This window comes from Paenibacillus sp. Paensp111 (assembly GCF_059492195.1).
The window spans coordinates 3,754,294-3,780,878 of record NZ_CP168527.1 but is presented as its reverse complement, the minus strand read 5'-3'; the positions used below and the strand labels follow the sequence as shown (position 1 = coordinate 3,780,878).

At 45.4% G+C, this 26,585-nt stretch carries 18 protein-coding genes, 1 tRNA gene, 3 rRNA genes and 1 pseudogene; 20 read left to right on the top strand and 3 right to left on the bottom strand.

From position 1 onward, the window contains the following. Position 1 precedes the first annotated feature (1 nt). From ACEN86_RS17895 to ligA, 7 genes and pseudogenes are all read left to right on the top strand, one after another. Positions 2-1,636, top strand: a complete 1,635-nt coding sequence (locus ACEN86_RS17895; RefSeq protein ID WP_495631843.1) for a hypothetical protein — start codon at positions 2-4, stop codon at positions 1,634-1,636. Next, the gene (locus tag ACEN86_RS17890) at positions 1,633-2,397 is read left to right on the top strand and encodes a vacuolar protein sorting family 37 protein (protein ID WP_495631842.1); all 765 of its coding nucleotides are present in this window, start codon (positions 1,633-1,635) and stop codon (positions 2,395-2,397) included. Before ACEN86_RS17895 ends, ACEN86_RS17890 begins: the two co-directional genes overlap by 4 nt. 9 nt (positions 2,398-2,406) lie before the next feature. Then, on the top strand, positions 2,407-3,468 hold the full coding sequence (locus ACEN86_RS17885; protein ID WP_495631841.1) for a zinc-ribbon domain-containing protein: 1,062 nt from the start codon (positions 2,407-2,409) through the stop codon (positions 3,466-3,468). 198 nt (positions 3,469-3,666) lie between these two features. Further along, on the top strand, positions 3,667-5,472 hold the full coding sequence (locus ACEN86_RS17880; protein ID WP_495631840.1) for a hypothetical protein: 1,806 nt from the start codon (positions 3,667-3,669) through the stop codon (positions 5,470-5,472). Between the two features lie 434 nt (positions 5,473-5,906). After that, the gene (locus ACEN86_RS17875; protein ID WP_495631839.1) at positions 5,907-6,749 is read left to right on the top strand and encodes a hypothetical protein; all 843 of its coding nucleotides are present in this window, start codon (positions 5,907-5,909) and stop codon (positions 6,747-6,749) included. 427 nt (positions 6,750-7,176) lie between these two features. Then, positions 7,177-7,578: a hypothetical protein gene (locus tag ACEN86_RS17870; RefSeq protein WP_495631838.1), complete on the top strand. Its 402-nt coding sequence runs from the start codon at positions 7,177-7,179 to the stop codon at positions 7,576-7,578. A 229-nt stretch (positions 7,579-7,807) separates the two neighbouring features. Then, positions 7,808-8,821 (top strand): annotated as a pseudogene (gene ligA, locus ACEN86_RS17865) (NAD-dependent DNA ligase LigA); the annotation flags it as partial. A gap of 238 nt (positions 8,822-9,059) precedes the next feature. On the opposite strand, the gene ACEN86_RS17860 reads toward ligA, so the two are convergent. Further along, positions 9,060-9,767 (bottom strand): molybdopterin-dependent oxidoreductase, encoded by a 708-nt coding sequence (locus tag ACEN86_RS17860; RefSeq protein WP_495631837.1) that lies wholly within the window; start codon positions 9,765-9,767, stop codon positions 9,060-9,062. Between the two features lie 183 nt (positions 9,768-9,950). Continuing rightward, positions 9,951-10,298: a hypothetical protein gene (locus ACEN86_RS17855; RefSeq protein ID WP_495631836.1), complete on the bottom strand. Its 348-nt coding sequence runs from the start codon at positions 10,296-10,298 to the stop codon at positions 9,951-9,953. A gap of 377 nt (positions 10,299-10,675) precedes the next feature. On the opposite strand from ACEN86_RS17855, the gene ACEN86_RS17850 reads away from it, so the two are divergent. The 12 genes from ACEN86_RS17850 to pssA all read left to right on the top strand — a co-directional run bounded on the left by ACEN86_RS17850 (position 10,676) and on the right by pssA (position 24,769). Further along, positions 10,676-12,229: ribosomal RNA gene (locus ACEN86_RS17850) — 16S ribosomal RNA — on the top strand. Between the two features lie 167 nt (positions 12,230-12,396). Then, positions 12,397-12,472: transfer RNA gene (locus ACEN86_RS17845), tRNA-Ala, on the top strand. Positions 12,473-12,662: 190 nt separating this feature from the next. Next, positions 12,663-15,589: ribosomal RNA gene (locus tag ACEN86_RS17840) — 23S ribosomal RNA — on the top strand. 155 nt (positions 15,590-15,744) lie between these two features. Then, a 5S ribosomal RNA gene (gene rrf, locus ACEN86_RS17835) occupies positions 15,745-15,861 on the top strand. Together the 16S, 23S and 5S rRNA genes with 1 tRNA gene alongside form the textbook arrangement of a ribosomal RNA operon. A gap of 140 nt (positions 15,862-16,001) precedes the next feature. Beyond that, positions 16,002-16,169, top strand: a complete 168-nt coding sequence (locus tag ACEN86_RS17830) for a hypothetical protein (RefSeq protein ID WP_495631835.1) — start codon at positions 16,002-16,004, stop codon at positions 16,167-16,169. Between the two features lie 563 nt (positions 16,170-16,732). Continuing rightward, positions 16,733-17,194 (top strand): CtsR family transcriptional regulator, encoded by a 462-nt coding sequence (locus tag ACEN86_RS17825; protein ID WP_495631834.1) that lies wholly within the window; start codon positions 16,733-16,735, stop codon positions 17,192-17,194. Between the two features lie 35 nt (positions 17,195-17,229). Continuing rightward, positions 17,230-17,751 (top strand): protein-arginine kinase activator protein McsA, encoded by a 522-nt coding sequence (gene mcsA / locus ACEN86_RS17820; RefSeq protein WP_495631833.1) that lies wholly within the window; start codon positions 17,230-17,232, stop codon positions 17,749-17,751. Positions 17,752-17,763: 12 nt separating this feature from the next. After that, positions 17,764-18,822 (top strand): protein-arginine kinase McsB, encoded by a 1,059-nt coding sequence (mcsB, locus tag ACEN86_RS17815; RefSeq protein WP_495631832.1) that lies wholly within the window; start codon positions 17,764-17,766, stop codon positions 18,820-18,822. 59 nt (positions 18,823-18,881) lie between these two features. Beyond that, entirely contained in the window at positions 18,882-21,323 is a 2,442-nt protein-coding gene (gene clpC, locus ACEN86_RS17810) for an ATP-dependent protease ATP-binding subunit ClpC (RefSeq protein WP_495631831.1), read from the top strand. 200 nt (positions 21,324-21,523) lie between these two features. Next, the gene (radA, locus tag ACEN86_RS17805) at positions 21,524-22,891 is read left to right on the top strand and encodes a DNA repair protein RadA (protein WP_495631830.1); all 1,368 of its coding nucleotides are present in this window, start codon (positions 21,524-21,526) and stop codon (positions 22,889-22,891) included. A gap of 13 nt (positions 22,892-22,904) precedes the next feature. Continuing rightward, a complete protein-coding gene (gene disA / locus ACEN86_RS17800; RefSeq protein ID WP_495631829.1) occupies positions 22,905-23,981 on the top strand; it encodes a DNA integrity scanning diadenylate cyclase DisA in 1,077 nt (358 codons plus the stop codon). A 53-nt stretch (positions 23,982-24,034) separates the two neighbouring features. Then, positions 24,035-24,769 (top strand): CDP-diacylglycerol--serine O-phosphatidyltransferase, encoded by a 735-nt coding sequence (gene pssA, locus ACEN86_RS17795; protein ID WP_495631828.1) that lies wholly within the window; start codon positions 24,035-24,037, stop codon positions 24,767-24,769. 80 nt (positions 24,770-24,849) lie between these two features. On the opposite strand, the gene ACEN86_RS17790 is transcribed toward pssA, so the two are convergent. Next, positions 24,850-25,245: a nucleoside triphosphate pyrophosphohydrolase family protein gene (locus ACEN86_RS17790; RefSeq protein WP_127200905.1), complete on the bottom strand. Its 396-nt coding sequence runs from the start codon at positions 25,243-25,245 to the stop codon at positions 24,850-24,852. A gap of 212 nt (positions 25,246-25,457) precedes the next feature. On the opposite strand from ACEN86_RS17790, the gene ACEN86_RS17785 reads away from it, so the two are divergent. Further along, positions 25,458-26,543 carry a PIN/TRAM domain-containing protein gene (locus ACEN86_RS17785; RefSeq protein ID WP_495631827.1) on the top strand — a complete coding sequence of 362 codons (1,086 nt, stop codon included), beginning with the start codon at positions 25,458-25,460 and terminating at the stop codon, positions 26,541-26,543. Positions 26,544-26,585: the final 42 nt, after the last annotated feature.

Below are 26,585 nucleotides of genomic sequence, written 5' to 3'. Positions count from 1 at the left end.
CATGTTGGCGTTAATTACTCAGAATAAAAAAATAAACCGGCATAAAGTGGTTACAACAATTGGCATTGAAGAAAAAAATATTGCTTTGGAGAAGTTTAAAATTTATCAAAAGGATGGGGTTATACAAAGTGAATTTAACGAAGATGCATGGGTATTATCTGACGAAAAGGATTCGATTACTTTAGATTTTACTTTTGATGAAGTGTACGTAAAAAAGTATATGAATTATTATTCTATAACGGAATTCAAAGAAATACTAAAATGCTATGTTAGTTTTTGTATAGGTCAATACGTTATAGGCACTTTACAGGAATTGGTGTATAACATAAAAGAGTTGTTATACAATACAGAATGTTTATCAAAGACCCCTAAAAATCGCAACTTGCTAATTAAAACAGGAATACAAGATTTTATTGAGTTAATGCCTTTTGCCTCAGAAGAGATTATCTTGGAGGAAGAAAGGAATCAAAATAATTATATAAGAAGGCGTGAATTAGCAGAATACCAAAGTTATTTTTTATTTGGAAGGATACTGGAAGAATATTGGGAAAGTTCGACTGTTGATGAAAAAATATTCTTTTACCCGATTTATTTATGGTGGAATATCACCATGATACTTCCGGTGCGGGTTACTGAGTTTACCTTAATACCAAAAGACTGTATAGAGGACAGGGAGGGGGTCCAGTACCTTAAAATAAGAAGATCAACAATGAAAGGTAACGCAAGTAGAAAAAGAAATATTACTTATAAGATAGATGAAGATTATAAAATTTATGAATATGCTGTTTCGGATAACATAGCAACGATGATTTCTGACTATAAGAAACTGGTTAAGGAATATAAAGAATCAAACATAGATTCATTGTTTGTTAATGAAGTATATGTAAATGCAAGTAACAAGCTTAAAGATCATGGTTTCTTTCATACGAAACATTTTTCGAGGTTATTAGATGTTTTTTATTGTGATGTTATCGAGAAAAAATATAATTATAGAATAATTCCAAAGGATAAACTAAAGGAGACAACTATTGTTGGTGAGGCGTATAAATTAAAACTTAATGAAATAGTGAAGATCTCATTAGGTGATTCTAGACATATAGCTATGCAAAATATGCTTCTTAACGGAGCCAATATTCTTATGGCAAAAGAAATTACCGGTCATGAAAATGTAAAAATGATATTTCACTATTCAGGTAACATGAAAAACCTCATAAAATGTAAGGCGCACAGCTTATTTGAGTTGTCTAAAAGAAATGAAATTATTGTTGAAACAGTAGTAGGCAACGGTAAGGATTTTATCATACGTGGGGGAGAATTATCAAAATTCATTGAAGTTGACCAAGGAAAATGCTTTTCAACATTATTTGCTCGAGGAGATTTGGGGGACTGCTATGCAGTTGCGGGTGATTGCGAAATATGCAAGTACTTTCAGGGTTATAAGAACCGAAAAGAATTGATTAAAAAACAGGAACTTAAAGTGGAGGAAAAATTGAAAAGACTCAAAGAATGGATATCTTCTGAAAAGGAATATAGAGATACGGATGAGTATATGGTTTTGAAAAGTCAACTAAAGGCAAGTGTTGAAAATTTAATAAATGCGTATGCTGAGGAACTGGGGGGAGGGGGACATGTATGACAAATAAAATAGGGAGACCTAAAGCTTATGCAACAGAAGAAATAAAGAACATAATTGATTCATATTTGGCGTATACGGGAGGAACAGTCTTCTTAAACGCCTCTAAAATTGCTAAATATGCGAATGACGAATTGGAATTATCCAATTTCAAGTACTACATAATTAATAGGGATACAGAAGCAAAAGAATATTTAGAAGGTTTGAATGAGAGGATAATAGGGCTGACTAATAAAAAAATACCAATTACAAAAACTGTATTTAAACAAATCGAAATAAACAGTTATCTTTCTATGAAGAAGGATGATTTGAAGGTTGCATTAAACAATCTCAACGTTTTGTTGGAAGATATGTCAAATGCAAATACAGAACTTATTAAAGAAAATCTAAAACTAAAAACTCGGATTCAAGAAAGAGATTTAGAAATTAGAAGAATGAGTAAAGAGGTTGCCGAAAAATATGCTGAATATCAAAACCGTGAGAAAAGTTCTAAAGAAATGCTAGATGCACAAAAACAAAAGGTACAGGAATTAACTGTAAAAGTAAGGGAGCAAGACGATCTGACACATATTTTGTGGGATAGGGAAGCGGAAAAAATATTAAAGAAAAATGGTGTTTTTGAAGATGATGGCGTTGAACTAAGTCAAGATAGGGTTATTTCAGATGTCGATACTGACATCATAGGGGTGGTGAAAGATACTTTTCACAATGTTGAAGATGAAAAAATAAGTTTTGAATTAATAAACCGAATTAAAAACATATAGGAGTTAAATATGAGATCAAGGAAGTACATAGTAAGCGATTATCCACATTTATCGAGGGAATATCATAAAGAGAAGAATTCAGTTTCAGTGGAAAATATTTATTCTGGTTACCCGGACCCCGTTTGGTGGAAATGCGAAAAAGGCCACGAATGGCAAACCTTTGTTAAAAATAGAACGGTTCGTGGTCATGGTTGTATCTATTGTACTGGCCATGTGCCGGTAGTTGGAGAAAACGATTTTTCAACCACTGACCCCGTATTGGCAAAAGAATGGCACCCAACCAAAAACGGGGAATTTGCACCGCAGATGGTAATGCGTGGATCTTCTAAAAAAGTTTGGTGGGAATGTGGAAAGGGCCATGAATGGGAAGCGGCGATATATTCTAGGTCTTGCGGAAATGGATGTCCGTACTGTTCTGGAAGAATAGCGATAAGGGGCGTAAACGATTTAGAAACTTTACATAAGGACCTAGCTTCCGAATGGCATCCTATAAAGAATGGGCAATTAAAACCCTATGAATTTAAAGCAAAGAGTAGCAAAAGAGTTTGGTGGCAGTGTAAGAAAGGACATGAATGGGAAGACGTTATATCTGAAAGGGTAATTAATAAGAAAAAATGTCCGTTCTGTAATAATACTGTTGTAATACCTGATGTAAACAGTTTTAAAGCATTAGAACCGGAAGCAGCAAGTTACTGGGACTATGATTCAAATGGTGATCTAAAGCCGGAAAACTATACGCCCCATAGTAATTTAAGGGTTTTTTGGAATTGTGGAAAGCATGATTGGGAAGAAACTATTGGTGCAATGACAAAAAGAAAAACATGCCCATATTGCTCTGGGGCAAGAATATCAGAAGAGGACTCAGCATTCAATAAATATCCAGTACTTTTAACCGAATATGATCATGATAAAAACGTTGGGATAAATATAAATTCAATTTCAACAGGCTCCAATAAAATGATCTGGTGGAAGTGCATAAAGGGGCATAGTTGGCTTGCTCCAACGGAACGAAGGGTAAAAGGTTCAAAGTGCCCGTATTGCGCAGGTAAAAAGTCGATTTACTCTATATGACATTTAAATTATGACGAATAATTAGTCCCTTCTTGGATTCCGTATACCGAGAAGGGACTAATTATTTTTATCATTTTGTTATGTTGGAAGGTATTTGCTTTTTGGAATGAAACGGGTTATGATACAAGCAAAACATATATCGTTTATAAAATAAACAAGATTGTTTATTTTGATAACTAAAGAAAGTGTGTGAGGGGTATGAGTGATCAATTTGTCGGCATGTATGAAATAGCAAAAATTGCAAATGTAACAAATGCGGCCGTGACGAATTGGAGGAAGAGGTATTCAGATTTCCCTAAGGCAGTTGCGGAGCTGAAGTCAGGTCCCATATTCAATGCCTGGGAGATAGATTTATGGCTAGATAGAAGAGGACATATCACTTCGGAATCACTAAAAACTATGGGAGGGAACAATGTGTTTAAAAAAATAGTGCTTATTGGAAGGGCTAGGCTAGGGAAAAGCAGGATTGCCGCGAGGTTCACACGTTACCAGCAACTTTTTTTCAAGTATTTTGTTGGGCCTGGACGTGACTTTACAAAAGTTAATGTGCGACTTGTTGTGAAAAAAAATTGCTCTGATCAGGGCAATCACATCAGATTTATTAGTCCTAACTCAACGATTAATGGCATACAAGAGAATTTTGATGAGGATGGGGTAATTAGATTCCTTGATAACATCAACAATCATAACAGTTACTCAAGAAATCATGAAAAAGCTGGAGAGAAGAAGGAGTTAGATCCGAAAGAAGATTTTATTGAGATTACTACAGAAGCAAGTGACCTCGCAGTTAGCATAATGAGCGAAACTGATGAAGGGCTGATTGTAACAGATACTCCTGGAGTATCCGGAGATGTTGAAGGATTACAAAGTGTAAGTGATGCTGATGTTTACATATTTGTAATGAGATCGGACAATGGGAGTGAATTTACTGAATCAATAAATAAAATGTTGCCTGTACTTGCTGGCTCAAAAACCATGTTTATTTACAATATGGGGACTAGTGTAGAAGATGATACAGATTATGAGAGCATGACGCAACACGCTCAGATAGCCATGCACGATTTTTCCCAAGATTTGGCGAAACTGAGCAGTGGATCAATTATAAGTTCATCAATTGAAGTGCTCAATCCAGCTGCAACTGTAATTCCTATGGGCAGTTTCAATGACAGGAAAGTCAATTTTGCAGAACAGAAATTTAATGAACAATTAATAGAATCACTAAAAAAAGTGTTGCATGAAAATCCTAACTTTCTAGCTGAACAAGATATTGCGGAGATTCTAAATAGCCCCGAATATTCTCAAGAAGAAATAATTGAATTTATTAAAGCAACACTAAGTACCTACAATGTAGCAACGCCTGTCGAGGAACACTCCACTTTTGTTGAAGCCTTTTTACTTCAAAGACATGATAGAGTTAAATTCAATGATGATCTACGGACGTTAAGACTTGTAAGAGAAAATAGGGTAGAGATTCTAAATGAGCTTTATGATAAATTTGATGTTTTAAAAGTGAATGAGAACCTCGCATTGCCTAAGATAATTCAAGAAATAATCATACAATATTGTTATAAAAAACTTACTCTTGCAGTGAAGTTTGATTGTGGAATATCTCGTGGAGACCATCCGTTCGAGAGCAATCCACCAATTACAATGTGGGCAGAGGAAGCTATTATTGCCGAAGATTTGATTAAATCTAATGCAACAACTAGTTCAAGCGCATTCTGTTCTGTGATGAAAGCAAAAGGTTATACCTCTAATTCATGGAATTATGTTCGCGTCCCCAAAATTCCATATACTGGGGAGCATGAGTACTGCAATAAAAAACTTGAAGTTATTGTAGCATGTAGGTTAAACAAGCTTCCATCTAAGAATTCAAAAGAATTAATATTTAATTCATACAATTTAGCATTACTTAAACTGGGGCAATATTCTATTTGTGATTTCGTAATTAAATCTATTAACTCTGGTGATGATGCCCTAGACTGGGTAAAGTTATTGAAGTAAATATAAGCAAGGAACAGGCTTACAGAACAGACAGTGCGGTGAACCACATATATGTGGCAAGATGTAAACGGTATATTAAAGCAAGACAGCGAACGATAGTACAATATTAACGCGGCGGGAGTCTAGGACTATATATTTCAGTCCGTGGCACCGCTGTTTCTTTAATAACTAACTTCAATTCGAGTTGATAGAATAAGGTGATGGTATTAGTGAAAACATCTTTCCGCGTATATAAAACCCACTCTTCGAAACGATATTCATCTTTTTTCGATCTTATTGATGGGGACAATGAGACCAAACAAACCAAGGGACTGGCATATACCTTTTCAAAATATCCAAATCTAGTTTTCATGTTTATTAAGTCCGTCCTCTCCCCTGCAACTCTGGGAGGTCTTACTTTAAGTGAGATTGATTATGTGCAGGTTGACGCCGAAATGCTTTCGGAGGGCCATGTAAATATCCGTAGGGACATTACTCTTTCCTTTTACCGGGGGAATGCCAAGCGTTTTGTCATCGTTATGGAAGCGAAGAGTTCGAAGAAGGGACTTGTAAAGGACAATGATCTCACGTTGCAATTATCGTCGTATCTTAATCCGGAATACTTTCCGGGAGAACAAGGTATCCCGATCATAGGTATTACGATCACGAAATACCGGATGATGCACCCAACCGAGACTGGATTCATTAGTATCACATGGAATGAGATTATTACATTGCTGAATGATTTTATGCGGTCAAAGCAAAATCAAAACATTGATCTGGATATTGCTCGTGAGTATACAGATTTTCTGACAGGAGTGAATAACGGGATGAACTTCTATGAGGTAGAGGTATTGTCTGTAGCGGCTGGCGAAACCCTTCAATTAACGAAGGATCACTTTATTCATGCCTGCCCTCATCATCGCAGAGGATTTACCTATAAAACCCCGATCTATATTACATTTCGCTCAGCCGGTGGCGGTGAGATGGAGTTTTTGTACAAGATTAAAGAGATTGTAGTATTAGACCCGCTTTCACCGAACCTTGAGGTGGTTCTGGACGGTATTGAAGCAGACTTTGCTAAACGAATAAAAGGGTACATAGCAGATCGATCAGCAACCAAATTTGGCTTTGAACATAAGGACGAAGAGTACCGCTTTTACAACTTGAATAAGCACGAGGTAATTCATCTAAGGCATCTTCCAAAACCGGAGGCAAATAATGCTGGCCCGAGGTACTACACCATTGCGGAGTTTTTTAAGGGTAATAAGATCGTTAAGGTAGCGAGTCAGGATTAGGATAATACAGATCTAGTCCTGCCCACTTCACAAGCCGTTTTTTTACAGCTATCTGTAACATTTTCATTGAAATGTGGTTATTTAAAAGAAATCACATGTTAGATATGATTATGGCAGCGTTTTTGAATAAGGTTAACAGGGGGGGTTCCAATGCTTCAAAATATGCCATCGATCTCATCCTTCTCCCTATCGCAAATCGAAAAGCTCAAAATTGTTATTTCACAAAGTGTGGATTTGATCACTACGCAGTTAGCATGCGGCCGCTTATCGCTGACAAGTGAAGCCTCTCTACAACTGCACCTGGGTATGATCCTTCATCAGATTGGCGATACATACTGCTTTTCTAAGAGCGAGTCTTTTCATGTGGGGCTAGAGGTGCCATTTACTTCAGCGACAACGCTTATGAAAAGTAAGACAAAAAAAGGCGTTGATCGATCTAGTTGTTACCTTTCAAGATTTGCAGCATGCTGAACAAACTGTGACAGCTGCTATTGAGTTGAAACATTACCAAGCAAAAAATCAACGTGAACCGAATAATCGATACGACGCATTTATGGATCTAAAAAATCTTGAAGCTTATGTGGATGCAAAACAAGCTGATATAGGTGTTTTCATTCTTATCACGGATCATATTCATTACATCATTAAGCCGAGATCATCACAGACTAATGATTTTGACCTATCTCATGGTGCGACCTACAAGCAAGGATCTATCCTTACTTATCGCACGGATAAACCATATGGGGATCCAATAGTGTTGACGCGGGATTACTGCTTTGAATGGAACGAAGCTGGCGATTATTACAAATTGCTTCACTGGATTTATTAAAGAATATAAGTATTTTTAATCTAAACTGTGTGATGTGCGGCACCTCATAATCAACGCTTTCATTGTATTGAGTAAATGAGGTTCGAGTAATGGGAAACGATAGTTTGTAACTTCGCGTTCTCACACAAGAACCCGTGGCACTGTTACGCCAAAATATTCACCTGTCAGTTAATACATAACCTTGTCTAAAACTATATTAAACAAAAGTCCGAAATAAAAAATATGCTTATCTGGCAAAATAACGCCGTTAGCGAAGGTTGAGCCTGTTGAGCTGGCTGGAGTTACGGTACAGAACTGTACGCTCAACAATGTCGGGGACATTGAACGGAAGAATTTGAAGTTCGCGATCGGCACACGTGTATTCATCCGCCGCTCCAATGACGTAATCCCTGAAATTCTGGGCAAGGTTACGGAGGAGAGTGATGGAGAGGAGATCATTTATCCGGAGAAATGCCCGGCTTGTGGTTTCCCGCTTGAGCAGCGCGGTGCCCACCTATTCTGCAACAACCGATTTGGCTGCAAGCCGCAAATCGTCGCGCGGATTACGCACTTTGCCTCACGGGATGCTATGGACATTGAGACCTTTAGCGACAAGACTGCGGAGCAGCTCTATGATGAGCTTGAGGTACGCGAGTCAGCTGATCTGTACACATTGACCTATGAGGATCTGGTGAAGCTGGAGCGTTTCGGAGCCAAGAAGGCGACCAATCTGCTTGAGGCGATTGAGCAAAGTAAGGGCCGCGACCTTGCTGCATTTCTGTTTGCACTTGGAATTCCGAACACGGGCAAGTCGACAACCAAAGTGATAGCCGAGCATTTCGGCAGCCTCCAGGCCATCATGTCCGCAGCGGCGGAGGAATTGACCGCTCTGCCTGATATTGGAGGCATTGTGGCCGACAGCATAGTGAGCTTTTTTGCGGATCCATTCATGCAGGCAGGGATCAACAAGATGCTGTCCTTGGGTGTACAGGCCAAAGCCCCTGAGAAGCCGCAGCCTGTCGCTACGGATTCCTTCTTCAGTGGGAAGACGGTCGTGCTTACAGGAACCCTGCACAAGTTGACCCGTGATGATGCCGCCGAGAAGCTTGAAGCGCTGGGAGCCAAGGTTACCGGAAGTGTCTCCAAGAAGACAGATCTTGTTATAGCGGGTGAGAAGGCAGGCAGTAAGCTGACGAAAGCAAAGGAACTCGGAATTCAGGTTATTGAGGATGAAGATGAGTTCATTAAGCTGCTGCAGGGCTGATCGGAAGAACCTGCTTCAGCATCATCTTAACAATTTACATTTACCGTTATCGCAGTCAAATTAGGATTAACGGTCTCGTTCTCCCACAACCAAAAGGCTGTGCTATTCATTCTTAGTGAATAGCACAGCCTTTATTTTTACTCTATTCAACGCACCTCGTTCAGGATCAACGCTAAGCAGCTTGCGTTCAAGCATGCCACTAGGCACCGTCGTTCGAACCTCACGCTTGACTTGTCTTTCAAGCTTTGCGATCCGCAGGAACCCAGGCGTCCTTATCGTATCCCCGCACCTCCCAGTAGCCTACATGCTCCTCCGCAATAAGTTCAATCCGGTTCAGCCATTTTACAGATTTGTAGGCATACATCTGAGGCACAACAAGTCTTACGGGACCACCGAGCTCGTTCGGGATAGGTCTGCCATCATGCATAACGGCCACCATCACATCATCCAAATGAGCCTGATCTATCGTTAGAGAGTCGGTATACGTACCATCCCCGGAGTAGAACTTCACATAAGCGGCATTCGAATTTGCGCCAGCAATGGATAACAGCGTTTTGAGAGGGATGCCTTCCCAAGTGTTCTTATACACTGACCAGCCTGTTACACAGTGAAAATCGCTGACCGGTACGCTTCTCCCCAGCTTGACGAACTCTTCCCAGTTCCATTCCAGCTTTCGTTCGACCAGACCGTCAAGGGTAAATGACCAGTTCGTATTGTCAAAGGCCGGAATGGGAGTCACCGTGTAGACACGGAATTCACCTACAGCGCCTCCACCTTCTGGCGGTAAGGAGGCAGGGAGCGGACTTGGGGCAGACAGAAGCCGATTTGCATTTTTTTGCACATAATCTTCCGTAGAGCTTGAACCGCTTCCCAAAGAACGTCCCATCCATTTAACAAAAGATGGCCCGAGTATGGCCGCAAGACCAAGTGCCACCGTCCATTTCAAAAATGACCGCCTTCCGTCTATCGAATTCGTCTCAACCACTCTCCGAGAGGAGTTCAACACCACAGTCCGGCGCCCGGGTTCCTTCAGCCATTTTGTACGTGTAATGGAATGTTAAATGATATAGGGCAGACCCAGCCAGGTAAGAAGGTCATGAACGATCAGAGCGTTGTTAGTCCATGTAGGTCACGCTAATTTAAGCTGCCACAAAATAATTCCCGACAACAGCCAGCCTCCCAGCAGGATGAATATAACCATCACATTGAGCTTTTGCAGCGGCCGATCCTTGAGCTGCTTCCAATGCTTTGCCGCTAATAGGAGATAAAGCAATACCGGAACAAGAAGAGCAAGCCCGACCCCAAGATGCATCCACTTTACCCAGCCTCTTGTCACCCCGAGGATTTGGCGCCAATAACCACTCATCAGGACAAGACCGGATAATGAGAGAAATAGCACCATCCAGCCGTTCCAAGCATGAATCGAGATAAGCTTTCTGCCATAGCCTTTCCGTATCTGACTCAACCATTCTTTCAATGTATGACCTCCTTGTAAGCTGCTGCTTAAGTGGTTGTTTAACCCTATGATACTTTAAAAATAACTTGATTAAGAAATAAGTCACCTGCAAAAAGGTAATTGGGATATTTTGTGTGGTTGCACAAAAACTCGAAACATGATAAATTATTTCTTGTCGCTTCGGAAGCTAACTTGCTGAATTGCAGAAATGAATGTCGAAATAAGTTATTGACAAAGCGAATGAAATGAGATAAACTAATATTCTGTTCGGTTGAGTGAGCTAAATGAGTCGCTTGATAGGATAGAGCAAGTTCTTTGAAAACTGAACAAATGGAATACGTTAAGAATAACAGATTCTTATTAAGAATCGTCAGTTTCAAAATGAGCAAGTCAAACACTTTATGGAGAGTTTGATCCTGGCTCAGGACGAACGCTGGCGGCGTGCCTAATACATGCAAGTCGAGCGGAGTTATGAGGGAGCTTGCTCCCGATTAATTTAGCGGCGGACGGGTGAGTAACACGTAGGTAACCTGCCTGTAAGACTGGGATAACTACCGGAAACGGTAGCTAATACCGGATAATTCACGTTGCTGCATGGCAGCGTGATGAAAGACGGAGCAATCTGTCACTTACGGATGGGCCTGCGGCGCATTAGCTAGTTGGTGGGGTAACGGCTCACCAAGGCGACGATGCGTAGCCGACCTGAGAGGGTGAACGGCCACACTGGGACTGAGACACGGCCCAGACTCCTACGGGAGGCAGCAGTAGGGAATCTTCCGCAATGGACGAAAGTCTGACGGAGCAACGCCGCGTGAGTGATGAAGGTTTTCGGATCGTAAAGCTCTGTTGCCAGGGAAGAACGTCCGGTAGAGTAACTGCTACCGGAGTGACGGTACCTGAGAAGAAAGCCCCGGCTAACTACGTGCCAGCAGCCGCGGTAATACGTAGGGGGCAAGCGTTGTCCGGAATTATTGGGCGTAAAGCGCGCGCAGGCGGTTATTTAAGTCTGGTGTTTAATCCTGGGGCTCAACCCCGGGTCGCACCGGAAACTGGGTAACTTGAGTACAGAAGAGGAGAGTGGAATTCCACGTGTAGCGGTGAAATGCGTAGATATGTGGAGGAACACCAGTGGCGAAGGCGACTCTCTGGGCTGTAACTGACGCTGAGGCGCGAAAGCGTGGGGAGCAAACAGGATTAGATACCCTGGTAGTCCACGCCGTAAACGATGAATGCTAGGTGTTAGGGGTTTCGATACCCTTGGTGCCGAAGTTAACACATTAAGCATTCCGCCTGGGGAGTACGGTCGCAAGACTGAAACTCAAAGGAATTGACGGGGACCCGCACAAGCAGTGGAGTATGTGGTTTAATTCGAAGCAACGCGAAGAACCTTACCAAGTCTTGACATCCCAATGAAAGCACCAGAGATGGTGTCCCTCTTCGGAGCATTGGTGACAGGTGGTGCATGGTTGTCGTCAGCTCGTGTCGTGAGATGTTGGGTTAAGTCCCGCAACGAGCGCAACCCTTGATTTTAGTTGCCAGCACTTTAAGGTGGGCACTCTAGAATGACTGCCGGTGACAAACCGGAGGAAGGCGGGGATGACGTCAAATCATCATGCCCCTTATGACTTGGGCTACACACGTACTACAATGGCCGGTACAACGGGAAGCGAAGCCGCGAGGTGGAGCGAATCCTAGAAAAGCCGGTCTCAGTTCGGATTGCAGGCTGCAACTCGCCTGCATGAAGTCGGAATTGCTAGTAATCGCGGATCAGCATGCCGCGGTGAATACGTTCCCGGGTCTTGTACACACCGCCCGTCACACCACGAGAGTTTACAACACCCGAAGTCGGTGAGGTAACCGCAAGGAGCCAGCCGCCGAAGGTGGGGTAGATGATTGGGGTGAAGTCGTAACAAGGTAGCCGTATCGGAAGGTGCGGCTGGATCACCTCCTTTCTATGGAGAATCGTTACCTGCAACGGTAACATTCAAATACGGTCTGCCGCAAGGCAGCCGGAACCGCTTTGCATTGCAAAGCAAGCATATGCTTTCGAAGTAACTTTACTTCGTAAAGCTTTTAACTTAACGTATCTCCATTTGTTCGGTTTTGATGGAATTTGCATGGGGCCATAGCTCAGCTGGGAGAGCGCCTGCCTTGCAAGCAGGAGGTCAGCGGTTCGATCCCGCTTGGCTCCACCATAATTGCATCTATTAGTTATGTCTTGATCCTTGAAAACTAGATAACGAAACGAATTTGCGTAAATTAGAATTCCTTTAAGCCAATCTTGTGTAAGCAAGATTGCAGTCAAAGGTAGCGCGAAGGGGTTTCGTTTTTGGGACCCTTTGCGATTTCTGCAACAGAGCCCAAAAATGAAAGCCCGGAGCATTTGGTTAAGCTACTAAGAGCACACGGAGGATGCCTAGGCGCTAGGAGCCGAAGAAGGACGTGGCGAACAACGAAACGGCCTCGGGGAGCTGTAAGCAAGCTTTGATCCGGGGATGTCCGAATGGGGAAACCCGGCTGTGGTAATTCGCAGTCACTCGTAACTGAATACATAGGTTGCGAAGAGGCAGACCAGGGGAACTGAAACATCTAAGTACCCTGAGGAAGAGAAAACAAGAGTGATTCCGTCAGTAGCGGCGAGCGAACGCGGAACAGCCTAAACCAAGGGGCTTGCCCCTTGGGGTTGTGGGACGTCTCACATGGAGTTACAAAGGATTAGGGTAGGCGAAGAGGTCTGGAAAGGCCCGCTAGAAGAGGTAAAAGCCCTGTAACTGAAATTCTGATCCCTCCGAGACGGATCCCGAGTAGTGCGGGGCACGTGAAACCCCGTATGAATCCAGCAGGACCATCTGCTAAGGCTAAATACTCCCTAGCGACCGATAGTGAAGCAGTACCGTGAGGGAAAGGTGAAAAGCACCCCGGAAGGGGAGTGAAAGAGATCCTGAAACCGTGTGCTTACAAGAAGTCAGAGCCCTCTATATGGGTGATGGCGTGCCTTTTGTAGAATGAACCGGCGAGTTACGTTCCCGTGCAAGGTTAAGGTGAAGAGCCGTAGCCGCAGCGAAAGCGAGTCTGAATAGGGCGACTAAGTACGTGGACGTAGACCCGAAACCGTGTGATCTACCCCTGTCCAGGGTGAAGGTGCGGTAACACGCACTGGAGGCCCGAACCCACGTATGTTGAAAAATGCGGGGATGAGGTGGGGGTAGCGGAGAAATTCCAATCGAACTCGGAGATAGCTGGTTCTCCCCGAAATAGCTTTAGGGCTAGCCTCGGAATAAAGAGTTGTGGAGGTAGAGCACTGATTGGGTGCGGGGCCCGCCAAGGGTTACCAAGCTCAGTCAAACTCCGAATGCCATAAACTTGTATCCGGGAGTCAGACAGTGAGTGCTAAGATCCATTGTCAAAAGGGAAACAGCCCAGACCATCAGCTAAGGTCCCCAAGTGTGTGTTAAGTGGGAAAGGATGTGGAGTTGCACAGACAACCAGGATGTTGGCTTAGAAGCAGCCACCATTTAAAGAGTGCGTAATAGCTCACTGGTCGAGTGACTCTGCGCCGAAAATGTAACGGGGCTAAACACACCACCGAAGCTATGGCTTGATGCATTGCATCAGGGGTAGGGGAGCGTTGTATGTAGGTTGAAGGTGTACCGTAAGGAGCGCTGGACAGCATACAAGTGAGAATGCCGGTATGAGTAACGAAAAGATCAGTGAGAATCTGATCCGCCGAAAGCCTAAGGGTTCCTGAGGAAGGTTCGTCCGCTCAGGGTAAGTCGGGACCTAAGGCGAGGCCGAAAGGCGTAGTCGAAGGACAACAGGTTGAAATTCCTGTACCACCGTAATCCGTTATGAGCGATGGGGTGACGCAGTAGGGTAGTGACGCGGACTGATGGATGTCCGTCTAAGCAGTGAGGCTGGTGTGTAGGCAAATCCGCACATCGTAAGGCTGGGCTGTGATGGGGAGCGAAAATTACAGTAGCGAAGGTCATGATCTCACACTGCCAAGAAAAGCCTCTAGCCAGGAGAAGGTGCCCGTACCGCAAACCGACACAGGTAGGCGAGAAGAGAATTCTAAGGCGCGCGGAAGAACTCTCGTTAAGGAACTCGGCAAAATGACCCCGTAACTTCGGGAGAAGGGGTGCCCCGGTAGTGTGAATAGCACGAGGGGGCCGCAGTGAAAAGGCCCAAGCGACTGTTTAGCAAAAACACAGGTCTGTGCGAAGCCGCAAGGCGAAGTATACGGGCTGACGCCTGCCCGGTGCTGGAAGGTTAAGGGGAGTGGTTAGGGGTAACCCGAAGCTATGAACCGAAGCCCCAGTAAACGGCGGCCGTAACTATAACGGTCCTAAGGTAGCGAAATTCCTTGTCAGGTAAATTCTGACCCGCACGAATGGCGTAACGACTTGGGCGCTGTCTCAACGAGAGATCCGGTGAAATTTTAATACCTGTGAAGATGCAGGTTACCCGCGACAAGACGGAAAGACCCCATGGAGCTTTACTGCAGCTTGATATTGGACTTTGATACGATTTGTACAGGATAGGTGGGAGCCTAAGAAGCAGGAGCGCCAGCTTCTGTGGAGGCAACGTTGGGATACCACCCTGATCGTATCGGAGTTCTAACCTGGTACCGTGATCCGGTATGGGGACAGTGTCAGGTGGGCAGTTTGACTGGGGCGGTCGCCTCCTAAAGAGTAACGGAGGCGCCCCAAGGTTCCCTCAGAATGGTTGGAAATCATTCGAAGAGTGCAAAGGCATAAGGGAGCTTGACTGCGAGACTGACAAGTCGAGCAGGGACGAAAGTCGGGCTTAGTGATCCGGTGGTACCGCATGGAAGGGCCATCGCTCAACGGATAAAAGCTACCCTGGGGATAACAGGCTTATCTCCCCCAAGAGTCCACATCGACGGGGAGGTTTGGCACCTCGATGTCGGCTCATCGCATCCTGGGGCTGAAGTAGGTCCCAAGGGTTGGGCTGTTCGCCCATTAAAGCGGTACGCGAGCTGGGTTCAGAACGTCGTGAGACAGTTCGGTCCCTATCTGTCGTGGGCGTAGGAAATTTGAGAGGAGCTGTCCTTAGTACGAGAGGACCGGGATGGACGCACCGCTGGTGCACCAGTTGTTCCGCCAGGAGCACAGCTGGGTAGCTAAGTGCGGAAGGGATAAGCGCTGAAAGCATCTAAGCGTGAAGCCCCCCTCAAGATGAGATTTCCCAATTCGTAAGACCCCTTGAAGACGACGAGGTAGATAGGCTGGGGGTGGAAGTGCAGCAATGCATGGAGCTGACCAGTACTAATCGGTCGAGGGCTTATCCAACAAGCTCGGAAGGACGTAGTCCAAGAAGAGCATACGCAGATTCGTTTCGTATCTAGTTTTCAGGCGATCAAGCCTGAAGAGAACATGTGGGTCTTTATTAAGGCCTGATATTTTCTCGCAGCGATTTCGAGAAGCGGAAGCTTCGAAAAATCATGTTTGGTGGCGATGGCGGAGGGGTTCCACGCGTACCCATCCCGAACACGACCGTTAAGCCCTCCAGCGCCAATGGTACTTGGACCGCAGGGTCCTGGGAGAGTAGGACGCCGCCAAGCAATAGAAGAAACCTTATCGATATTCGATAAGGTTTTTTTGTTTGTTTTGTTTTAATATTCCGGCTCCATTAATCAGGGATAGAACCAGTTGATTATGAAATAATAAGACGGCATTTTTAAATATAGGAGGTTGATTGCAGATGAGCAACAAGATAGAAGCCATTCGTGCGGATCACCAGAACTTTCTGGACAAAACGGAGGATGAAGTCAAAGCAGTTCCAGCTACTACCGATGTTAACGAGGCAGTAGAAGCCATTACAGCACATATGAACAAGTACGATGTGCCGCAGGAGAAAGAAGGAGACTAACTCAAATCAAGCCAAGAACCGTCAGAAACCTGATGGTTCTTTTTTTTGTTAGCCTTTTAATGACAGAAGGTTAGTCCTGTAGTGTCCGTCCTAATGAAGCCTGCAGGAATAGGCTAAAATGGATATCCGTTAAATTTGAAGTTCCTGATGATGTCTTCAGTAGATGTTAAATCAGCAAGGAAAAGCCACTGAGTGGAAGTTGAAATGTGAACAGGTGTTAAATTAACCAGAGAATCGAATGGACACGCAGCAGGATGGGTAAAGTATATTTAGGGCTGATTATAACGGACTTGCTTAGAGATCCTGATCAAGAGTATGGACTTCACAGGTTTTTAGACTAAATATAAAAGGGCTCTTGGCAAACCAGGAAAATATGATATAATAAATTCAAGGTCAAAGAAAGTCAAAGTCAACTTGATGAAAATCAGTAATTTCTTTAACCTTTGCTTATAATTCGAAAATTTAAACGTAGTCGCTAATATGACTGCAGTGTGACTTTATCAGGAGATCATTTTTGCCGCTTCGTAATGGCTAAACGCTTCGAGCAGTGGAGGGATGAGTGAATGCGAAATATCTCCGATATTATTGAGAAGTATCTCAAGAGTATTATGCATGAAAGTCCTGAAGGAACCATTGAGATTCAGCGCAATGATTTAGCCGATAAATTCTCCTGCGTTCCCTCCCAGATTAACTACGTAATTAGTACGCGGTTTACTTTGGAGAAGGGTTACCTTGTAGAAAGCAAGCGCGGCGGAGGCGGGTACGTCAGGATCAGAAAGATTGAACTGCCTGGTCCAACCTCGCTGCATACGCATCTGCATCAGACCATTGGGAATGAAATGGGTCAAGCTGCTGCGGAGGGGCTGATCTATCAATTACTGGAGGCTCGGATCATTACCGAGCGCGAAGCGAATTTGATGAGGTCGGTAACTTCAAGGGAGGTCTTGGCGCTTAAGCTGCCTTATCGGGATGAGATTCGTGCCAGAATTATGAAGGCCATGTTGATTGCGTTATTAGTCAAATAGTCAAATAATAGGCCAGGAATAAAGGGGGGCATCTTGTGCTTTGTCAGGAATGCGGTAAGCGTCCGGCTTCGCTTCATTTCACCAAAATTGTGAATGGCGAGAAGACGGAATTTCATATTTGTGAAGCGTGCGCGAGAGAAAAAGGCGAGATGATACCTGGAACCTCAGGAGGCTTTTCTATACACAGCTTATTATCCGGTCTACTGGATATTGGCCCAAGTGGAAAAGGACAAATGGTAGGCAAGAATACGGAGAATCTTCAATGTAAGGAATGCGGAATGACCTACTCCCAATTCAGTAAAGTGGGACGGTTCGGCTGCAGTTCTTGTTATAAATATTTTAACGACCGGTTGGATCCTTTATTCAAAAGGGTACACGGGAACACCACCCATATGGGGAAGGTACCTGTCCGGGTAGGAAGCCATATTCAAGCCAAACGCAAGATTGAAGGCTTGAGGCAGGAGCTTCAACAGAAAATCGCCGAAGAGGAATTTGAGAAGGCAGCGAAGCTTCGGGATGAGATACGAGAACTTGAGAAAGACATTTCATCAGAGTAGGAGGAATGCGTTATGCCTAATCTCCGGTTTACAGAACAGCCGCTCAGTGAATGGATGAGACATAGAGGATATGAATCCGATATTGTCATCAGCAGCCGGGTGCGGATTGCGCGGAACCTCCAACATCTTGCATTCCCTATGCTGGCGACGAACCAGCAGTCGGAAGAAGTGTTGACAAGACTCAAGGGGGTCCTTGAGGACGAACGCTTGGGTCAGTACGGTGTACTGCATTTCCTGCTCTTGGATGAGATGGATGATTTGGACCGAAGAATTCTGGTTGAGAAGCATCTAATTAGCCCTAATCTTGCCACCGAGTCACGCAATGGCGCGGTTCTCATCAGTGAAGATGAGAGCCTGAGCATTATGATTAATGAAGAAGATCATCTGCGTATTCAGTGTTTGTATCCAGGGTTCCATGTTCAGGAAGCTTGGGAGCGTGCCACGGCGGTGGATGATATTTTTGAAGCTCATGTGGATTATGCTTTTGACGATAAAAGAGGTTACCTGACCAGTTGTCCTACTAACGTAGGTACTGGGCTTAGAGCTTCGGTCATGATGCACCTTCCCGCTTTAGTGCTAACGCAGCAGATTAACCGGATTTTATCAGCGGTATCGCAGGTTGGATTGACGGTTCGCGGGATATATGGCGAAGGTAGTGAGGCCATGGGTAACTTGTTTCAAATCTCAAATCAGATTACACTGGGACAAAGTGAATCAGAAATCATTGAGAATCTGCATGGTGTAGTCTTACAGATCATCGAGCATGAGAAAACGGCAAGGCAGAAGCTGCTTATGGAGTCGCGGCTGCGGATGACAGACAGGGTTATGCGGTCCTACGGGATCTTATCCAATGCAGCGATTATTGATTCCAAGGAAGCAGCCCAGCGATTGTCCGATGTCAGACTCGGCATTGATCTGGGGCTGATTGATCACCTGTCGGCATCGCAGTTGAATGAACTGACCGTGCTGACACAGCCTGGTTTTTTGCAAAAGATATTCAATGAACACATGGATCGCGCTGAGCGGGATATGTACAGGGCCAAGCTCATTCGCGAGAAATTGGGTAAATAAATGCAATAGTGTTGTAAATGGAGAACCAGATTTTTACCAATCATGGAGGTGTAGGGGATATGATGTTTGGAAGATTTACGGAACGCGCACAGAAAGTGCTGGCTTTGGCTCAAGAGGAAGCAGTTCGTTTGGGGCATAATAATATTGGTACTGAACACATACTGCTGGGTCTTATTCGTGAAGGAGAAGGCATTGCCGCCAAAGCCTTGATTGGTCTAGGTCTTGGACTTGAGAAAATTCAAGATGAGGTAGAAACCTTAATTGGCCGCGGTCAAGAACAGCCAACGAATATTGCTTATACGCCTCGTGCCAAGAAAGTCATTGAACTTTCAATGGACGAAGCACGCAAGCTTGGTCATACCTATGTGGGAACTGAGCATATCCTGCTCGGCCTTATCCGTGAAGGAGAAGGTGTGGCAGCCCGCGTACTGAACAACCTTGGAATCAGCCTGAATAAAGCTCGTCAACAAGTGCTGCAGCTGCTTGGAAGCAGTGAGGCGGTATCCAGCCATCATGGGACTCCGGCCAATGTGAACACCCCAACACTGGACAGCTTGGCTCGTGACCTGACGGCTATAGCCAAGGAGGGCAGCCTGGATCCGGTTATCGGACGCAGCAAGGAAATTGAGCGTGTTATTCAGGTGTTGAGTCGCCGTACTAAGAACAATCCGGTATTGATCGGGGAACCGGGGGTAGGTAAGACAGCGATCGCTGAAGGCCTTGCCCAAAAAATAATCAACAACGAAATCCCTGAGACACTTCGGGATAAGAGAGTTATGACGCTCGATATGGGCTCCGTAGTTGCCGGTACCAAATACCGCGGTGAGTTTGAAGATCGTTTGAAGAAAATCATGGACGAAATTCGCCAAGCGGGCAATATTATTCTGTTCATTGACGAGCTGCATACCCTTATCGGTGCAGGGGGTGCTGAAGGCGCTATTGACGCCTCCAATATTCTAAAGCCGGCTTTGGCCCGCGGTGAACTTCAGTGCATTGGTGCAACCACACTGGACGAATATCGCAAATATATCGAGAAAGACGCTGCGCTCGAGCGCCGCTTCCAGCCGATTACAGTGGACCAGCCATCTCCGGAAGAAGCAATCCAAATCCTGCACGGTCTTCGTGACCGTTATGAAGCCCATCACCGGGTGAAAATTACAGATGAGGCTATCGAGCAGGCAGTGAAGCTTTCTGACCGTTATATCCCGGATCGGTTCTTGCCGGATAAGGCCATTGACCTTATTGACGAGGCGGGCTCCAAAGTAAGGCTCAACTCATATACGGTACCACCTAATTTGAAGCAGCTTGAGAACCGTCTGGATGATATCCGTAAGGAGAAGGATTCAGCTGTTCAAAGCCAGGAATTTGAAAAGGCTGCTGCCCTTCGTGATACAGAGCAGAAGATTCGTGAAGAGCTTGATGTAACGAAGAATCAATGGAAAGAAAAACAAGGCCGCACCGATTCCGAGGTAACTCCTGAGGATATTGCCCAGGTTGTAGCAAGCTGGACCGGAATCCCTGTCAGCAAGCTGAAGGAAGAGGAGACTGAACGCCTGCTTAACATGGAGCAGATTCTCCATGAACGCGTTATTGGTCAGGAAGAGGCTGTTAAAGCGGTTAGCCGGGCCATTCGCCGCGCACGTGCCGGACTGAAAGATCCTAAACGTCCAATGGGCTCATTTATCTTCCTGGGTCCTACCGGGGTAGGTAAAACAGAGCTTGCCCGCGCACTAGCTGAAGCGATGTTCGGTGACGAGAATGCCGTAATTCGGATCGACATGTCCGAATATATGGAGAAGCATTCCACTTCCCGTCTCGTCGGAGCTCCTCCTGGATATGTAGGCTATGAAGAAGGCGGTCAATTGACGGAGAAAGTTCGCCGCAAGCCTTATTCCGTAGTCCTGCTTGATGAGATTGAGAAGGCTCATCCAGAGGTATTCAACATCCTGCTTCAAGTGCTGGAAGATGGACGCCTCACGGACTCCAAAGGCCGTGTAGTTGACTTCCGCAATACACTGATCATTCTTACTTCCAATGTGGGCGCTGATGTGATCAAGAAGAACACGACACTCGGCTTTACTGCGGTAAGCGATGCTGGAGCGAACTATAATACGATGAAGGACAAAGTGATGGCAGAGCTTAAGAAGAGCTTCCGTCCTGAATTCCTGAACCGGATTGATGAGACGATTGTGTTCCACTCCCTCGAAGAAGTGCATATCGCCGAGATTGTGACACTCATGTCCGAAGAGCTTCGCAAGCGTCTGCGTGAATATGATGTTGATTTCCTTCTGACTGACAAAGCGAAAGCTTTCTTGGCCAAGGAAGGGTTCGATCCGGCTTATGGCGCACGTCCGCTGCGTCGTGCGATTCAAAAGCACATTGAAGACCGGTTGTCCGAAGAGCTCTTGACCGGCACGGTGAAGAAAGGTGATTCCCTTGTTATCGACGAAGAGAACGGGGCTCTAACCGTGAATAGAACAGGTACTTTATCACCTAATTAAATTGAACAATTTAGCATAATATGTATAGACAAGGGGCTGAACGCCGCTCGAACTTACGTTCGAGTGACGCAGCCTCTTGCTGTTTGTTCTAACAAATGTATTTAAACTTTACGATAAAACAATATAAATGGTAAACTTTGATTGTCGTATGGATAAAGTATTATCGTTTGAAAATTTTCAGGTTGGTTAAGGAGAGGTACATGGCCAAAATTAAGACCAAGTTCTATTGTACGGAATGCGGTTATGAATCCCCTAAATGGTATGGTAAATGTCCGGGCTGCAGCAGCTGGAATACCATGGTGGAGGAGACCGAGAAAGTAGTCAAGACTCAGGGGCTGACTTCGGGACTTTTTCAGACTAAAGAAAAGGCCCAGCCCATAATTAATATAGAAAGCGGTAAAGAGCCCCGCGTTCAGACAGGGATTGGTGAACTGAACAGGGTACTGGGCGGGGGAGTGGTTCCTGGCTCTCTGGTTCTAGTTGGTGGGGATCCGGGTATTGGGAAATCCACGCTGCTGCTTCAGACTTCATATGAGATGGCCAACGCGGGACTACGTGTTCTGTACATCTCCGGCGAGGAGTCTGTGAAGCAGACCAAGCTCCGAGCTGAGCGATTAGGTGCCTTGTCCGCAGAGCTCTACGTGCTGTGTGAGAGCAATATGGACAGTATTGAAGAGGCGATAGAGAGTGTATCGCCCGACTTTCTGGTCATCGACTCGATCCAGACTGTATATTTGCCTGAAGTGACAAGCGCTCCAGGAAGTGTATCTCAGGTTCGGGAATGCACAGCAAGATTTATGCGGATTGCGAAGGGACAGGGAATTGCTACCGTCCTTGTGGGCCATGTTACCAAGGAGGGTGCCATTGCAGGTCCGAGGCTGCTTGAGCATATGGTGGACTGTGTGCTTTATTTTGAGGGCGAGCGCCATCATTCCTATCGCCTGCTGCGTGCGGTTAAGAACCGCTTCGGTTCGACCAACGAAATTGGCATATTTGAAATGAATGAAGTGGGACTGACAGAGGTAGTCAACCCTTCAGAATTATTTCTTTCGGAGCGTCCCCTTGGCGTAGCAGGCTCTACCGTTGTAGCCAGCATGGAGGGAACCCGTCCTATGCTGGTAGAACTGCAGGCGCTGATCTCCTCTACCCATTTCCCTTCTCCAAGACGAATGGGAACCGGCGTGGATCATCACCGGATGAATCTTATTATTGCTGTCCTTGAGAAGAGAATGGGCATGTTCCTCCAGAATCAGGACGCTTACGTTAACGTAGCTGGAGGGGTGCGTCTGGATGAGCCCGCAGTGGATCTGGCGATCGCGGTGAGTATTGCATCCAGCTTCCGCGATATTCCGACCAAGCCTGATGATGTAATCTTTGGAGAGGTCGGCTTGACAGGAGAGGTCCGGGCAGTCTCCAGGGCCGAACAGCGGGTAAGAGAGGCACAGAAGTTAGGGTTCAAACGGGTTATTCTCCCGGAGAAGAGCTTAAAGGGCTGGAAGAGTCCGAAGGGCATTCAATTGATCGGAGTAAATACGGTTGCAGAGGCATTAGCTGTTGCGTTAAATTAGGGGGCACTTGAAGATGAAAGAACCAAACCAACTGGAGAAAATGAACGATTTGCTTAGGCTAGTGGCACCCGGGACCGCATTCAGGGACGGACTCGAGAATGTGCTGCGGGCCAAGACGGGCGGATTGATTGTGGTTGGCTATAGTCCGGAAGTGATGGAAGTGGTGGAAGGTGGCTTCTCCATTAACTGTGATTTCTCTCCGAACTATTTGTATGAGCTTGCCAAAATGGACGGAGCGATCATATTAAGTGAGGATTTAAAACGCATTTTATATGCGAATACCCAGCTTATCCCCGACTCTTCCATCTCGTCGGCCGAGACAGGAATCCGGCACCGTACCGCAGAGCGGGTGGCCAAACAGACCGGTAAGCTGGTTGTGTCCATTTCCCAGCGGCGGAATATCATCACGCTATACCAAGGCGGTCTCCGCTATGCACTTAAGGAAATTGGCGTGATCTTAACCAAAGCGAACCAAGCCATTCAAACGCTTGAGAAATACAGATCCGTGCTGAATCAATCCCTTACAAATTTGACTGCCTCGGAATTCGAGGAGCTTGTCACTTTGCCTGAGGTGATTAATGTAATTCAGCGGGTTGAAATGGTGATCCGTATCAAGCTTGAAATTAAACGGTTCATTAATGAGCTGGGCACGGAAGGCCGTCTAATCAGTATGCAGATGGAAGAACTGGTCAGTAACATGGAAGAAGAAGCTTGGCTGCTGTATAAGGATTATGCCCGCGAGGATCACGAGGAATATATTCGTGAGCTGATCATGGGACTTAAGCGTTCTTCGGATGAAGAGCTTCTGGACGGAGTTCATATTTCCCGTCTGCTTGGCTATCCTGCATCTGCTGCCTCTTCCGAGGAGCTTATTTCTCCCCGGGGCTACCGGGTGCTTAATAAGATCCCCCGCCTGCCTAATGTCATTATCCATAACCTCATTGAACGGTTCGAGCACCTGCCTGGGGTGATGATTGCCTCCATAGAAGAACTGGATGAGGTCGATGGAATCGGTGAGGTTCGAGCACGTACCATTAAAGATGGATTGAAACGCCTACAGGAACAAGTATTCATTGACAGACAAATCTAATTCCCATACAATCAAAGGATGATCCTGAGGCATAATATATATGAGGTGAAGAGATGATTACTAAATCGATTCCGAACATGTTTACCTTAGGTAACTTGTTTCTCGGAATGGTCGCGATTATGCTGGCATTTAACGGGAAGTACAGTTTGGCAGCGATTATGGTTATTGTTGCGATGCTGCTCGATGGTCTGGATGGACGCGTGGCCCGTGCCCTTAATTGTCAAAGCGAATTTGGCAAAGAACTCGATTCTCTCTCAGATGTGATTTCCTTCGGAATCGCACCTGCGTTATTGATGTATACCATTTCTTTTCAGAACATGCCGGAAGCACTGGCGTGGATTGTAACGGCCATCTTCCCGATGTGCGGTGCACTCCGTCTGGCAAGGTTCAACGTGAAGCCGGGAATTCCGGGTTACTTCATTGGCCTTCCGATTCCAGCTGCAGGAAGCGTTCTTGCAACACTGTCCTTATTTCACAAAGAGATTACAGCCCCTTATTTTATCATAGCGATGCTTTTGCTTTCTTATTTGATGGTCAGTTCCGTTAGATACCCGAATTTCAAGAAGATCGGCCTGCCGAGAAAAGCGCTTTGGTTCGCTCCATGGGTCGTTGTGGTTGCCGTTGTGGTCGCTGTTAGATTCCCGGATCAATTGACCAAATTAATATTTGTTCCCCTAGTTATTTATGCCTTATACGGCATTAAGCAGAATGTGGAAAGATTGCTCGGTAGACGAGGACCGAATTCACACTCGCACTCTTCCGAAGAGCCTTACCGCTCTAAGCATTAATCCAATTCTCAGATATCCATAATAAAAAAAGCACTGAATCCTATTCGGGATTCGGTGCTTTTTGCTGTCTGTATAGAGGCTTACGATAAGTTGAACAGCCCAAGCGTAGAGCATTTCTTCGATTCTCTCTCCACGACTTCATCCATATTAATATCGAGCAGATTGCATAGAGCGGACATATAGAACAAGTTGCGTCCAAGTTCAGCGCTAATCGCTTCCTTACAGTTCTCGCAAAGTTCACCCTGCACATGCTTGCCGACTACTTCTTTGGCCTGCTCCAGGTTAAAGCTCGGTTCAAAGGTTTGCTTGGTTGCATGAAGTTCAATACATCCGCACTCGGTTACAGCCTTGGTTACCGAACGAATGACAGAAGAATTACTTTGACCATTCTTAGATAGGACATCCAGCAGACTGCGGTGACGGAGTAGCAGTTCGGAAACTTGTTCTTGAAAAGACTGTAAGCTAAGTGTGCTCATTATTGTCCATCCACCTTATTTTATGAATTGAGTTCATTATAGTCCACGGTTTGATGCCTTTTCAAGCTGAAATCGCACAGCCATGAGCCTCCAGAAGACTCAACCCTGTGCCAGGCCTGAGAAAAAAAAGTTCTAATCACTGGATTACCCCTGCAAAAAATGGATCATACTGGTAATGAGCGAAATAAAAATTTGAGGAGGTGAAGGAACATATGTTAAAGAGAATTTTTCTAATTCTTGCGGGCCTTATTGGAGCTTGGTCCGGCTACACTTCACAACATTTACTAGATCTTCTGCCTTCTTCGATGCAGGACTGGCTGGATGGATTAGGCCCTTTTGGCGGACATCTGCTGTTTGCCGTGCTCGGTGCCAGTCTCTTTATGTTCCTATTTTCATTATTTGCGGAGACGTTGTCCAGACGGATTCGTGCAGGGATTCAAGCCTTAACCCAGATTCCTATGGGGGATTTGGCTGCGGGTACGGCAGGTCTTACTGCGGGACTTCTTCTTTCGTTAATGCTCTACCCCGGCTTGTCATGGCTTGGAAGTCTTAGAGAGACGGTTCAGCTCATAATCACCTGGCTCTGCGGTTATATGGGTCTGCGTGTCGGTATGGAGAAGAAGGGCGAGCTCTCCTCGCTTTGGAAGTCGGGGAAATGGGGCTCTTCCCGGGAAGAAGAGACATGGACACAAGAACATAAGATTTTGGACACCAGTGTGATCATAGACGGACGGATCGCTGATATTTGTAAAACAGGCTTCATCGAGGGAACCATTGTCATTCCGGAGTTCGTACTTGAGGAGCTGCAGCATATCGCGGACTCATCGGATCTGCTTAAGCGGAACCGGGGACGCCGAGGTCTTGACATTCTGAACAAAATTCAGAAAGAGCTTGATGTGAAGGTGCTGATTTATGAAGGGGATTTCGAGGATATTTCCGAAGTGGACAGCAAGCTGGTCAAGCTCGCCAAAGTTCTGCAGGGAAAAGTCGTAACCAATGACTTCAATCTGAACAAGGTCTGTGAGCTCCAAGGCGTATCCGTGCTGAATATCAATGATCTAGCGAATGCCGTTAAGCCGGTTGTTCTTCCTGGGGAAGAGATCATGGTTCAGGTGATCAAGGACGGCAAAGAGCATGGGCAGGGCGTAGCTTACCTTGATGACGGCACGATGATTGTAGTTGAAGGAGGCAGGGATTACATTGGTACAGTGACCGAGGTGCTCGTGACCAGTGTGCTTCAGACCTCGGCGGGCCGGATGATTTTTGCCAAACCGAAACTGTTGGAAAAAGCCCAGTAAACACGGTATGATGGGGATGGCTGTACATGACAGCTTACTTAT